A 12,017-nucleotide genomic window follows, 5' to 3' on the forward strand; every position below is an offset into this window, starting at 1 on the left:
GCGCTCCGCTTCTATGCCCACCCGCTCGGCATCATCGACGGCAGACACAAGAAACTGGTCCGCCGCAGCCCCATCCAACCCCGACCAGATGGCGCCGCGGCGGACACAAACTCAGGGGGAAAACTGTCACCCATGTATCCGGTTCAAAGTGTTACCCATCTATCGGCTGGACAGCGTCGCCGCTGATTTCGCCAACTACCAACGTCGCAGAAAGAATGCGGAGACCGCGGCCAGCTTCTTTCTCCCCGTTAACGGGGAGAAATGTCCGGCAGGACAATGAGGGGCAGCGCCGACTTCGGCCCGCTATCTCTCCACTGACGCCATCTTCGCCGCAATGTCGAGCAGGACCGCCCTATCAGCCGCATCACGCTGCTTCTTCGAAGCGACCAGACAGGCCTGCGACTGCAGGATCACGCCGTCGCCCAGCACCTTGAGGTGGTTGGCGCGCAGCGTCGAGCCGGTGGTGGTGATGTCGACGATGACGTCCGCCAGGCCAGCCGCCGGCGCGCCCTCGGTGGCGCCGAGGCTCTCGACGATGCGGTAGACCTGGATGCCGTGCTTCAACGAAAAGAACTGCTGCGTCAGCCGCCAGTATTTGGTGGCGATCCTGAGCCGCCTGCCGTGACGCTGGCGGAAATCGGCGGCGACATCGTCGAGATCGGTCATGGTGTCGACGTCGAGCCAGATGTCGGGCACCGCCACCACGACATCGGCATGGCCGAAGCCGAGGCGGGCGACAATCTCGGCGCGCGCCTCCCAGTCGGCGAGGTTCTCGCGCAGCAGGTCCTCGCCGGTGATGCCGAGATCGACCGCGCCCTGGCCGATCTCGCCGGCAATCTCGGAGGCGGAGAGGAAGGCCACCTCGACATTGTCGAGGCCGTCGATGCGGGCGCGGTACTTGCGGTCGTCCTGCGGCAGGGTGACCGCGAGGCCGGCCTTGGCCAGCACTTCGAGAGACTGCTCCTTGAGACGGCCTTTCGACGGGATCGCCAGCGTGATCATCGCGCGCCCTCCCGCAAGGCCTCGATGCGGTCGAGCCAGACCGAGAAGCCGACGCCGGGGATAGGCTTCTTGGCGCCGAGCAGCGTCAGCAGCCTGTCGTAGCGGCCGCCGCCCACCAGCGGCCGGTCGCCGCCCTCGGCCACGATCTCGAAGACGAGGCCGGTGTAATAGTCGAGCGGACGGCCGAAGGCGGCGTCATAGCGAATTTCCGCTATCGGCAGGCCGTGCGCTTCGATCGCCTTGGCGCGGGCGGCGAAATTCTCCAGCGCCGCGCCCAGCGACAGGCCGGTGTCGGCGGCGAATTTTTCGAGTGCTGCGGTCGCGCCACCCAGCGCGACATCGATCTCGAGAAAGCCTTTCAGCGCCGAGAACGCCTCGTCGGACAATCGCACACTGCGCAGTTGCGCTTTCTCGATCAGCCGCCGCGCTATGTCGGCGGGCGTGCGGCCGGATGAAGCGGACAGCCCGGCCTCCTCCATGCCGGCGGCGATATGCTCGGCAAGAGCTCCCGCATCGCCATCGAGCACCAGCGTGGCCACCGGACCCGAGAGCTGGGTGTTGCGCGGCGGGTTGGCGAGATCGGCAAGGGCGGCTTCCAGCATCGCCGCCGAGCCGAAAGCGCGCGCCAGCCGCATGCGCCAGCCCCGCGGCAGGCCGAGCGCCGCCAGCACCGCCTCGAACACGGTCTGGTCGCCGAGCGTGATGGCGAGTGCTTGCTTGGGCAGCGTCAGCGAGAGCAGTGCATGCGCGTCGGCCAGCGAACGGGCATCGGCGGCGGCCGTGTCGCGGTCGCCAAGATCCTCGATGCCGGCCTGGAAGAACTCGTTGCCACCCTCGCGGTGCTGGCGGAACACCTCGCCAAGATAGGAATAGCGGCGCGGCGTGCCGGCCTGGCTGGCGATGTGGTCGAGGCAGACCGGAATGGTGAATTCGGGCCGCAGGCACAGCGTCTTTCCGGTCTCGCTCTCGGTGAGGAAGATGCGGCGGCGCAGGTCTTCGCCCGCCATGTCGAGGAACGGATCGGCGGGCTGCAGCACGGCGACTTCGACCGCGTGGGTGCTGCGCGCGGCGAAGAGTTTTACGATGTCGGCGGCGATGGCGGGGTAGCGGGAGGTCATGCGGCACGCCCTTCCCTACTCCCCTTGTGGGAGACGGTGGATTGGCGCGCCGCGCCACGCCGGATGAGGGGAGCGGCCAAGGTCGGCGCTCTACGACGCCCCCCTCTGTCCTGCCGGACATCTCCCCCACTTGGGGGGAGATTGGCTGTCGCCTCTGCTTTCGCCAATCGCAAACGCTGCAAGACCGGCGCCGACAGTGAAGCTGCCGATCTCCCCCCTTGTGGGGGAGATGTCCGGCAGGACAGAGGGGGGCGCGAAGGAACGCGACCTCTACTTTCCACGTGCCCGCTCCTCGGCCTGCGCAGCGAGAATCTTCCTCACCTCACCAACCAGATCGCCCTCCGCCACCGTAGCCTGCGCCGGGCGCGCGGCGCGCCATTCGGCATTGTCGGTGATCTCGGCCGACAGGCGCGCGCCTTCGATGAGGTCCTTGATTTGCACCTCGCCCTTGGCGCGCTCGTCGCCGCCCTGGATGACGGCGACCGGGCTGCCGCGGCGGTCGGCATATTTCAACTGCGCCTTCATGCCGGCGCCGCCGAGATACATTTCGGAGCGGATGCCGGCGGCGCGGAGCTCTGCGACCATCTTCTGGTAGCGGCCGAGGCTTTCCGTGTCCTTGTCCATGACCAGCACGACGACCGGAGCGACCACGTCCGAGGTGTCGAGCTTGCCGAGGTTCTTCAGCGCCGTCATCAGCCGGGAGACGCCGATGGAGAAGCCCGTCGCCGGCACCGGCTCGCCGCGGAAGCGCGAGACCAACCCGTCATAGCGGCCGCCGCCGCCGACCGAGCCGAAGCGCACGATCTGGCCGTCCTCGTTGGGAATCTCGGCCAGCAGCTCGGCCTCGAAGACCGGGCCGGTGTAGTATTCCAGGCCGCGCACGACGGAACGATCCATCACGATACGATCCTCCCCGTACCCGGCTGCTCTGACCAGCGCTTCAATAGTGGACAACTCCGCAAGACCGTCATTGAAGAATTGGCTGGCTCTCACAGCAGAATCTTGGTGGCCCTCGCTGGCCCGATCTGGCTTCGCGGTGGCAAAAAGAACCGCCTCGGTCTGAACATCATCCAGTCCGGCTCCCTTGGTGAAATCGCCCTCCCCTTCCTTGCCGCCATCCCAGCGACCCTTGCCGAGCAAGAGCTTCACGCCTTCCGGCCCAAACTTATCCAGCTTATCGATGGCCCGCAGCACCTGCAGCCTGCGCCCGATATTTTCGTCTCCGGCGAGACCGATCGTTTCCAACACTCCGTCCAGCACCTTGCGATTGTTGACGCGGATAACATAATCGCCGCGCTTGATGCCTAGCGCTTCCATCACGTCGGCCATCATCATCGCCATCTCGGCGTCGGCTGCTACGCCCGGCGTGCCAATGGTATCGGCGTCGAACTGCATGAACTGGCGGAAGCGGCCGGGGCCGGGCTTCTCGTTGCGGAACACCCAGCCGGAACGATAGCTTCGATAGGGTTTCGGCAGCCTGTCGTAATTCTCGGCAACGAAGCGCGCCGTCGGCGCTGTCAGGTCGTAGCGCAGCGACAGCCACTGGTCGTCGTCGTCCTGGAAGGAAAACACGCCCTCGTTCGGCCGGTCCTGGTCGGGCAGGAATTTGCCGAGCGCATCGGTGTATTCGATCATCGGCTGGTCGACCGGCTCGAAACCGTAGAGCTCATAGACTCTCCGGATGGTCGCCATCATCTTCTCGACGGCGCGGATGTCTTCGGCGCTGCGGTCTGCAAAACCGCGCGGCAGCCGCGCTTTCGTCTTTTCCGATTTGTCGGCCATGGGATGAGTACTCAGTGTTTCGTGGCGCTCGATAGGCAATAGAGCTACCGCTTCCTGCGGCGGGCGTGTCCTAACCGATGCGGCTTGGTGCGGCAAGAGTTTGCGGCCCGGCCCGCCAGGAACCGAAGCCGTTCGATAATTTGCCGGCGCAGCGCCGCCCCTCATCCGCCTGCCGGCACCTTCTCCCCGTATAGTGACGGGGAGAAGGGGGAGACTTCGGCGCGTGCGCCATTGCTCCAATGTAGGCGATCGGCGAAACCGGCGATGACGGCGTCCTTCTCCCCGTCACTATACTGGGAGAAGTGCCCGGCAGGGCGGTGAGGGGCAGCGCCGAGCGAACGAACATTAGTGCCAGTCTTCGTCCTTCGAAGTTTTCGAGAGGCCAACGCCTTTCGAAACAAAACCCCGCCAAAAACGAAACAATTCCGCCATGGCTGCGGCATGCTGCAGACACAATCGAAGACGATAAAACGCGCCGAAACAAGGGGTTCGGGGTCATGACCACGGCGCACGACATCATAGAGAGCGGTAAGCCAGCCAGGCTGCGGCCAGCCGGCAGCGCCGCGCTCAAGCCTGCGCAGCAGCCGGCCGGGCCGTTCGAGGTTGCGGCGGAAGCCCGCAAGCCGACGGTGCGCGACGCGCTGGTGACCGGGCTGCTGGTGATCTACCCGGCCTTCGCGGCCGTGGCGGCCATCATTGCCGGGCTGTTTCTGGCCGGCGCCGGCGGCGCGTGATTTGTCATCTCGAAAGTACGCGCCGCCCCTCATCCGCCCTTCGGGCACCTTCTCCCCGTCAACGGGGAGAAGGGAAAAGCACTCACTTCGGCCTTTTGAACGTCTTCCGTTCCGTTTCCACCTCGGCCCGGCAGACGCAGCCTTCGAGGTGATCGTTGACCAGCCCCATCGCCTGCATGAAGGCGTAGACTGTGGTCGGACCGACGAAGCTCCAGCCGCGCTTCTTCAATTCCTTCGATATCCTGACCGAGACCGCCGTCGTCGGGTTGGCGCGCAGATGCGCGAGGTCGACGATTTCGGGCCGCTCATCGGAACCAGGCTCGAACTTCCAGAACCACGCCGCCAGCGAGCCGAATTCATCGACCATCTCGCGCGCCCGTTTGGCGTTGTTGACGGTCGAGACGATCTTGCCGCGATGGCGGATGATGCCGGCATTGCCGAGCAGGCGCTCGACATCCTGGTCGGTGAATTGAGCCACCTTGTCGAAGTCGAAGCCAGCGAAGGCCTCGCGGAAATTGTCGCGCTTGCGCAGGATGGTGAGCCAGGAAAGGCCCGACTGAAAACCTTCGAGGCAGATCTTTTCGAACAGCCGGCGGTCGTCGGCCACCGGCCGGCCCCATTCATGATCGTGATAGTGGAGGTAATCGGGCAGATTGCCGTGCCAGAAGCAGCGCGCGATACCGTCGGGGCCGTCGAGCAGGCCGGCATTTTCATGTCCCATCACTAGCAAATCCGTTCGTTAATGCGCGTCAGCGCCGGTTTTACCGTGGCTTTACCAGATTCCTGAACCGGCCGGTAACCACACCGAAATGTTTACTGACAAACCGGCATTTTACGCATTCCGATTCATGTTTTGCTTGCGGCTCCGCGCCAAGGATCGCGACACCCGAGGCCTCTTCCCCGCCTCGGACGAGTTCGACGATCAAGGTGCGTTCCGATGAAGACAGCGTTTTGTTCCCTGCTTGGCGCCGTGGCGGTGCTTGCCGCCGGCGCGACGACCTCTTTCGCCGACCGTTATGCCGACAGGCCGCCGGTGATGGTGAGCCCCGACCTTTCGGCGCCCTGGGTGCTGCAGCTTGGCCACGCTCCGGGCGTCGTGCGCCCAACCCGGCAGGCAACGCAGCAGCCGATGCGGCGGCTTTTCCAGGCCCAGCCCGACCGGCAGCGGACGGCGGCCGTGCAGCAGCCCGCCAAACGCATGGTGATGCGGCCGCAGATCGACCCGATCTACCTGCCGCAGGAAGTGGACTATGACGGCGCGCAGAAACCGGGCACCATCGTCATCGATACCCACCAGAATTTCCTCTATCTGGTCGAGAAGAACGGCAAGGCGCGGCGCTACGGCGTCGGCACCGGCAAGCCCGGCTTCGAGTGGTCGGGCACGCACAAGATCACCGACAAGAAGGTGTGGCCGGACTGGCGCCCGCCGGCGGTGATGATCAAGCGCGAGGCAGCCAAGGGCCGCTACCTGCCGACCTATCTGGCCGGCGGCATCGACAACCCGCTCGGCGCGCGCGCGCTCTATCTCGGCACCACCGAGTATCGCATCCACGGCACCAACCAGCCCTGGACGATCGGCGGCGCGGTATCATCCGGCTGCATCCGCATGCGCAACGAGGACGTCGTCGATCTTTACGAGCGTGTGAATGTCGGAACGACCGTCGAGGTGATATAGTGAATGCGAATCAGCCGGTTAGGCAGCGCCAAGCAGTTTTGGCGCGTAGTGTTGCCCTCAAGCCATAGCGCGCTTTTGGGAGACGTGCTTAGACTGGTAATGAGTTAACGGGGGACGGGCCGTGTGGGGATACGGCCAGTCACGAAAGGGCAGCACGGGCAACCGCGCTGCCCTTTACGCTTTCGTGCCGATGCGACCTGGTCGTCACCCCAGGTGCGACCTTGTCGTCACGACTGCGACAGGTCGCCCCGGAAGCACGGTGTTTCGTTTTCAGGGCTGATTTCCGGGCCATGCTCTGCTATTGCAGCGCACAATCGCCCCACCAAAGGTTCGAACTATGTCCCGGTCCGACAACAGCCGCTATCTCAAGGGTGGTCCGGTCGCCCAGCGCATCATCGCTTCCGTGCGCGAGGACGCGGCAATCGCCACCGCCGAAGGTTTTCCGCCGAAGCTTGTCTCGATCACCGTCGGCGACATCGACGCGGTCGACGTCTATGTGCGCAACCAGCGCGCCAAGGCCGGGCTTGCCGGCATCGGCTTCGAGGAAAGGCGCTTTGCCGCCGACATCACGGCGGGCGAGCTGGAAGCCGCCATCCACGGCCTCAACGCCGACCCGCGCGTCACCGGCATCATCATCCAGCGGCCGGTGCCGGCGCACATCCCGATCAAGACGCTGCAGGCGGCGGTGCATCCGCTGAAGGACGTCGAGGGCATGCATCCGGCCTCGATCGGCAACATCGTCTACAACCAGCTCGATCTGGCACCCTGCACGGCGGCGGCCTCGGTCGAGCTGCTCAAGGAAACCGGCCTCGACCTCAAGGGGCTCGAGGTGGTGGTCGTCGGCCATTCCGAGATCGTCGGCAAGCCGATCGCTTTCCTTTTGATGAGCGAAGGCGCGACGGTGACGGTCTGCCATCACATGACCCGGTCGGTCGCGGCGCACGCACGGCGCGCCGACGCGCTGTTCGTCGCCGTCGGCAAGCCGCGGCTAATCAAGGCCGACATGGTGAAACCGGGCGCCTGCGTCATCGACATCGGCATCAATTCGGAAATCGGCCCGGACGGCGAAAGCCGCATCGTCGGCGACGTCGATACCGAAAGCGTCAAGGAGGTCGCCTCCTGGATCACGCCGGTGCCGGGCGGCGTCGGCCCGCTGACGGTCGCGATCCTGCTGCGCAACACGATGGTGGCGCTCAACCGCCAGCGCGCGCTTTACCGCGCGACCTACGGCGTGGCGGACAAGCTCGCGGCGGAATAACTACTCGGCGGCGACCAGCTTCGCGTCTGAAACGCCTTCCGGCTTCGGGCCGCCATAGGCCCAGTCGAGCAGCTTGATCGTGTGCACCACCGGCAGCCTGGCGGCGGACGCGATCTGGGTGATGCAGCCGATGTTGCCGGTGGCGACAATTTCGGCGCCGGTCGCCTCGATATTCCTGACCTTGCGGTCGCGCAGTGTCGCCGAAATCTCGGACTGCAGGATATTGTAGGTGCCGGCCGAGCCGCAGCAGAGATGGCCTTCGCGCGGCTCGCGCACGACGAAGCCCGCCTTGGTCAGAAGCTCCTTCGGCTGGCGGGTGATCTTCTGGCCGTGCTGCATCGAGCAGGCGGAATGATAGGCGACGATCGTGCCGGGCCTGCGCACCGGCTCGGGCATGTCGAGGGTGGCGAGATATTCGGTGATGTCCTTGGCTAAAGCCGAAACGCGCGCGGCCTTTTGCGAATAGGCGGGATCGAGGCGCAGCATGAAGCCGTAGTCCTTGATCGTCGTGCCGCAGCCCGATGCGGTGATGATGATGGCGTCGAGCCCACCCTGATCGATGGCGCGGGTCCAGGCGTCGACATTGCGCCTCGCCGAGGCAAGGGCCTGATCCTCGCGGCCCATGTGATGGACGAGCGCGCCGCAGCAGCCCTCGCCTTCCGGCACCACGACCTCGACGCCGAGCCTGGTCAGCAAGGAGATGGTGGTCACGTTGATGGCGGGATCGAGCACCGATTGCGCGCAGCCGGTGAGGATGGCGACGCGGCCACGTTTTACACCCTGCCCGGCATGGACGCCGGGCGAGGCTAGCGGCGATGCCGGCGGGATCGACGACGGCGCGAGCTTCAGCATGGCTGCGACCGGCTTCAGCGCCGGCAGCTTCTCGAACAGGCCTATGAACGGCCGGCCGAGCCCGGCAAGCCTCAGCGCGGCGCGGAAGCGGCCTGGATAGGGCAGCACGAAAGCCAGCATGGCGCGTGTCAGCCGGTCGAGCAACGGCCGCCTGTAGGTCTGCTCGATATGGGCACGGGCATGGTCGACCAGATGCATGTAGTTGACGCCCGAGGGGCATGTCGTCATGCAGGCAAGGCAGGAGAGACACCGGTCGATATGGGTGACGATCTCCTTGTCGGCCGGGCGGCCGTTCTCCAGCATGTCCTTGATGAGATAGATGCGGCCGCGCGGGGAATCGAGCTCGTTGCCCAAGGTCACATAGGTCGGGCAGGTGGCGGTGCAGAAGCCGCAATGCACGCATTTGCGCAGGATCTTTTCCGATTCCGCGACGTGCGGATCGGCGAGCTGTGCGGCGGAGAAGTTGGTCTGCATCTCTTAGTTCCTAGGCCATGCGGCCGGGGTTGAGAATCTGCTGCGGGTCGAACTCGGCCTTGAGCCGCGCCGACAGCGCCGCCAGATGCGGCGGCTGCGGCTCGAACACCGGCAGAGCCGCGCGATGCGAGGCCGCGGCACGGACCAGCGTCGCATGGCCGCCGCCATGTTTGCGGATCAATCCGCGCAGCAGCCCTGCCTCCGGGTCGTCATCGCGCATCGACAACCAGGCCAAGCCGCCCTGCCAATCGTAGAATGCGTCGACAGCCGCCTGCATGCGCAGCGCCATGACCATATGATGCGCCTGCGACGGCGCCATCGAGACGCGCCACACGGGCCTGGTGCCGCCATCGGCGAAAGGTGCGCAATCGCGGATGTCGCGCCAGATGGTTTTTGACGCCTCGCCCGCGATCTCTTCCAGCGGCCCGGCCTTGCCGAGCAGTTGTTTCAGCGCCTCGATGCGATAGACGACCGACGGGCCAAAGCCCTCGACCCGCAGCAGTGTAGCCGCGTCGCTGCCGAGCTTGCCATCGGCGACGCGCGCGGCGATCCGCTCCGGCAGATGCGCCGCGCTCGAGACTTCGGCGCTGGAGCCTAGCGCCAGCGCCATGGCGGCAACCGCGGCATCGTCGAGCAGACCACGGATGGCCAAAGTCACCTCGGTCTCGGCAGCAGGGAGAACCTTGAAGGTGACGTCGGTCAGCACGGCCAGGGTGCCCCAGCTCCCCGCCATCAGCTTGGAGAGATCGTAGCCGGTGACGTTCTTGACGACGCGGCCGCCCGACTTGAAGGCCTCGCCTCGGCCCGAGACGGCGCTAATGCCAAGAATATGGTCGCGCGCCGCGCCTGCCTTCAGCCGGCGCGGGCCGGACAGGTTCGACGCCAGCACGCCGCCGATGGTGCCTCTGCCCGGCTCGCCGCCGAAGAGCAGGCCATAATCCATCGGCTCGAATGCGAATTGCTGGCCGTTCTCGGCGAGCAATTTTTCGACCTCGGCGAGTGGCATGCCGGCCTTTGCCGAGAGCACCAGCTCGGCCGGCTCGTAGAGGGTGACGCCGACGAGTTTCGACAGGTCGAGCGTGTGCTCGGTCTGCAACGGGCGGCCGATGCCGCGCCTGGAGCCGTGACCGAGGATCTCCAGCGGTGTTTCTTCGGCCGCCGCCCATTGGATGGTGGAGAGGATTTCGGCGGGAGTATCGGGGGTGAAGGTGGTCATGGGTAAGCGCCTTTCCTCGCCCCCGCAACGCGGGGGAGAAGAGTTAGGCCGCGTTCCTTCGCGCCCCCCTCTGTCCTGCCGGACATCTCCCCCACTTGGGGGGAGATTGGCAGCTTGTGCGACCGCGCCTCACTTGCAACGCCGGAGATTAGCGAAGGCCGCGATGACAGCCGATCTCCCCCCTTGTGGGGGAGATGTCCGGCAGGACAGAGGGGGGCGCGACAGAACGCCGGAGTGTGAATTTCAACCCCCATCAAAACCTCGGAATATCCGGAAAAGCCACCTGGCCGCGATGCACGTGCATGCGCCCCAGCTCGGCGCAGCGGCGGAGCTGCGGGAAGACTTTGCCGGGGTTGAGCAGATGGTTGGGGTCGAAGGCGCATTTGACGCGCATTTGCTGGTCGAGGTCGATCTGGTTGAACATTTCGGGCATCAGGTCGCGCTTCTCGACGCCGACGCCGTGCTCGCCGGTGAGCACGCCGCCGACCTCGACGCAAAGCCGCAGGATGTCGGCGCCAAAACTTTCGGCCTTGTCGAGCTCGCCCGGCACGTTGGCGTCATAGAGGATCAGCGGGTGCAGATTGCCGTCGCCGGCGTGGAAGACATTGGCGACGCCAAGTCCGTATTTCTCGGAGAGGTCGCGCATGCCGGCGAGCACCCGCGGCAGTTCCTTGCGCGGGATGGTGCCGTCCATGCAGTAATAGTCGGGCGAGATGCGGCCGACCGCCGGGAAGGCCGCCTTGCGCCCGGCCCAGAAACTCAGCCGCTCCTCTTCCGACTGCGAGATGCGGCAGGTGGTCGAGCCGTTCCTGTAGGCGATCGCCTCGACGAGGCCGATCAGGTGGTCGACCTCGACGCTCGGCCCGTCGAGCTCGACGATGAGCAGCGCCTCGACATCGAGCGGATAGCCGGCATGGACGAAATCCTCCGCCGCGTGGATCGCCGGCCGGTCCATCATCTCCATGCCGCCCGGGATGATGCCGGCGCCGATGATGTCGGCGACGCACTGGCCGCCCTGTTCGCTGGTCGGAAAGCCGATCAAAAGCGCGCGCGCCGTCTCCGGCTTCTTCAGGATGCGCACCGTGACCTCGGTGACGACGCCGAGCAGGCCTTCGGAGCCGGTCATGACGCCGAGCAGGTCATAGCCTTCCTGGTCGAGATGGCTGCCGCCGAGCCGCACCACCTCGCCATTCATCAGCACCATCTCGATGCCGAGCACATTGTTGGCGGTGAGCCCGTATTTCAGGCAGTGCACGCCACCGGAATTCTCCGCGACATTGCCGCCGATCGAGCAGGCGATCTGGGAGGATGGATCGGGGGCGTAGTAAAAGCCCTCCTGCTCGACGGCGGTGGTGATGCCGAGATTGGTGACCCCCGGTTGGGCGACGACAACGCGGTTGGGATAGTCGATTGCAAGGATGCGGTTGAAGCGGCTCATCACCAGAAGCACCGCGTCCTCGATCGGCAGCGCCCCACCTGACAGCGAGGTGCCGGAACCGCGCGGCACGACGCGGATGTTGCGCTCATTGCAGTATTTTAGTACCCGCGAGACCTGCGCCACCGTTTCCGGCAGCACCACCACCAGCGGCAATTGCCGATAGGCGGTGAGGCCGTCGCTCTCGAAGGCGCGCATTTCGTTGGCCGTGTCGACGACGCCCTCGCCCGGCACGATGATGCGCATGTCGGCGACGATCTCGGCGCGCCGGCGCATCGTCTCGGCGTCTGGCTTAGGCATGGCAAGGCCGGACATGGACAGCCTCATCTGGCTTGACTGGTCAAAATCTTTTACCAGCTAGGACCATTCGTTGCAAACGCTGCTTTGGTCGGAATGGGATAGCGAACGATGGCCGAGGTTCCGCAGCGGCAATCTGCCGCTGGCTTCTCCCCCTCGAGGGGAGATGGCCGC

The 12,017-nt window shown here is 65.5% G+C and carries 10 protein-coding genes and 1 pseudogene; 4 read left to right on the top strand and 7 right to left on the bottom strand.

The window, feature by feature from the left end; translation table 11 throughout:
• Window positions 1-186 (top strand): annotated as a pseudogene (locus AC4FWB_RS23065) (hypothetical protein); the annotation flags it as partial.
• A gap of 117 nt (window positions 187-303) precedes the next feature.
• Here the strand turns inward: AC4FWB_RS23065 and hisG are convergent.
• From hisG to hisS, 3 genes are all read right to left on the bottom strand, one after another.
• Window positions 304-1,002 (bottom strand): ATP phosphoribosyltransferase, encoded by a 699-nt coding sequence (gene hisG, locus AC4FWB_RS23070; RefSeq protein WP_491028538.1) that lies wholly within the window; start codon window positions 1,000-1,002, stop codon window positions 304-306.
• Window positions 999-2,120 carry an ATP phosphoribosyltransferase regulatory subunit gene (locus AC4FWB_RS23075; RefSeq protein ID WP_491028539.1) on the bottom strand — a complete coding sequence of 374 codons (1,122 nt, stop codon included), beginning with the start codon at window positions 2,118-2,120 and terminating at the stop codon, window positions 999-1,001. The genes hisG and AC4FWB_RS23075 overlap by 4 nt, the downstream gene beginning before the upstream one ends.
• Window positions 2,121-2,390: 270 nt before the next feature.
• A complete protein-coding gene (gene hisS, locus AC4FWB_RS23080) occupies window positions 2,391-3,902 on the bottom strand; it encodes a histidine--tRNA ligase (RefSeq protein ID WP_491028540.1) in 1,512 nt (503 codons plus the stop codon).
• 497 nt (window positions 3,903-4,399) lie between these two features.
• Between hisS and AC4FWB_RS23085 the strand changes: the two genes are divergently transcribed.
• Window positions 4,400-4,636 carry a hypothetical protein gene (locus AC4FWB_RS23085; RefSeq protein ID WP_491028541.1) on the top strand — a complete coding sequence of 79 codons (237 nt, stop codon included), beginning with the start codon at window positions 4,400-4,402 and terminating at the stop codon, window positions 4,634-4,636.
• An 82-nt stretch (window positions 4,637-4,718) separates the two neighbouring features.
• Here the strand turns inward: AC4FWB_RS23085 and AC4FWB_RS23090 are convergent, their stop codons facing one another.
• Complete coding sequence (locus AC4FWB_RS23090) at window positions 4,719-5,357, bottom strand: DNA-3-methyladenine glycosylase I (protein ID WP_491028630.1); 639 nt, start codon at window positions 5,355-5,357, stop codon at window positions 4,719-4,721.
• 216 nt (window positions 5,358-5,573) lie between these two features.
• On the opposite strand from AC4FWB_RS23090, the gene AC4FWB_RS23095 reads away from it, so the two are divergent.
• Both AC4FWB_RS23095 and AC4FWB_RS23100 read left to right on the top strand, forming a co-directional pair.
• Window positions 5,574-6,311 carry a L,D-transpeptidase gene (locus AC4FWB_RS23095; RefSeq protein WP_491028542.1) on the top strand — a complete coding sequence of 246 codons (738 nt, stop codon included), beginning with the start codon at window positions 5,574-5,576 and terminating at the stop codon, window positions 6,309-6,311.
• Between the two features lie 337 nt (window positions 6,312-6,648).
• On the top strand, window positions 6,649-7,569 hold the full coding sequence (locus AC4FWB_RS23100) for a bifunctional 5,10-methylenetetrahydrofolate dehydrogenase/5,10-methenyltetrahydrofolate cyclohydrolase (RefSeq protein ID WP_491028543.1): 921 nt from the start codon (window positions 6,649-6,651) through the stop codon (window positions 7,567-7,569).
• On the opposite strand, the gene glcF is transcribed toward AC4FWB_RS23100, so the two are convergent.
• The 3 genes from glcF to AC4FWB_RS23115 form a co-directional block, all read right to left on the bottom strand.
• Window positions 7,570-8,895: a glycolate oxidase subunit GlcF gene (gene glcF, locus AC4FWB_RS23105; protein WP_491028544.1), complete on the bottom strand. Its 1,326-nt coding sequence runs from the start codon at window positions 8,893-8,895 to the stop codon at window positions 7,570-7,572.
• Window positions 8,896-8,905: 10 nt separating this feature from the next.
• A complete protein-coding gene (locus AC4FWB_RS23110; RefSeq protein ID WP_491028545.1) occupies window positions 8,906-10,111 on the bottom strand; it encodes an FAD-binding protein in 1,206 nt (401 codons plus the stop codon).
• A gap of 253 nt (window positions 10,112-10,364) precedes the next feature.
• A complete protein-coding gene (locus tag AC4FWB_RS23115; RefSeq protein WP_491028546.1) occupies window positions 10,365-11,861 on the bottom strand; it encodes an FAD-linked oxidase C-terminal domain-containing protein in 1,497 nt (498 codons plus the stop codon).
• Between the last annotated feature and the right edge of the window lie 156 nt (window positions 11,862-12,017).

Source organism: Mesorhizobium sp. LEGMi-168a, from assembly GCF_058312955.1.

Coding starts and splice junctions, on each gene's coding strand:
- hisG (WP_491028538.1), bottom strand. CDS start 1,002: ATGATCACGCTGGCGATCCCGTCGAAAGGCCGTCTCAAGGAGCAGTCT.
- AC4FWB_RS23075 (WP_491028539.1), bottom strand. CDS start 2,120: ATGACCTCCCGCTACCCCGCCATCGCCGCCGACATCGTAAAACTCTTC.
- hisS (WP_491028540.1), bottom strand. CDS start 3,902: ATGGCCGACAAATCGGAAAAGACGAAAGCGCGGCTGCCGCGCGGTTTT.
- AC4FWB_RS23085 (WP_491028541.1), top strand. CDS start 4,400: ATGACCACGGCGCACGACATCATAGAGAGCGGTAAGCCAGCCAGGCTG.
- AC4FWB_RS23090 (WP_491028630.1), bottom strand. CDS start 5,357: ATGGGACATGAAAATGCCGGCCTGCTCGACGGCCCCGACGGTATCGCG.
- AC4FWB_RS23095 (WP_491028542.1), top strand. CDS start 5,574: ATGAAGACAGCGTTTTGTTCCCTGCTTGGCGCCGTGGCGGTGCTTGCC.
- AC4FWB_RS23100 (WP_491028543.1), top strand. CDS start 6,649: ATGTCCCGGTCCGACAACAGCCGCTATCTCAAGGGTGGTCCGGTCGCC.
- glcF (WP_491028544.1), bottom strand. CDS start 8,895: ATGCAGACCAACTTCTCCGCCGCACAGCTCGCCGATCCGCACGTCGCG.
- AC4FWB_RS23110 (WP_491028545.1), bottom strand. CDS start 10,111: ATGACCACCTTCACCCCCGATACTCCCGCCGAAATCCTCTCCACCATC.
- AC4FWB_RS23115 (WP_491028546.1), bottom strand. CDS start 11,861: ATGTCCGGCCTTGCCATGCCTAAGCCAGACGCCGAGACGATGCGCCGG.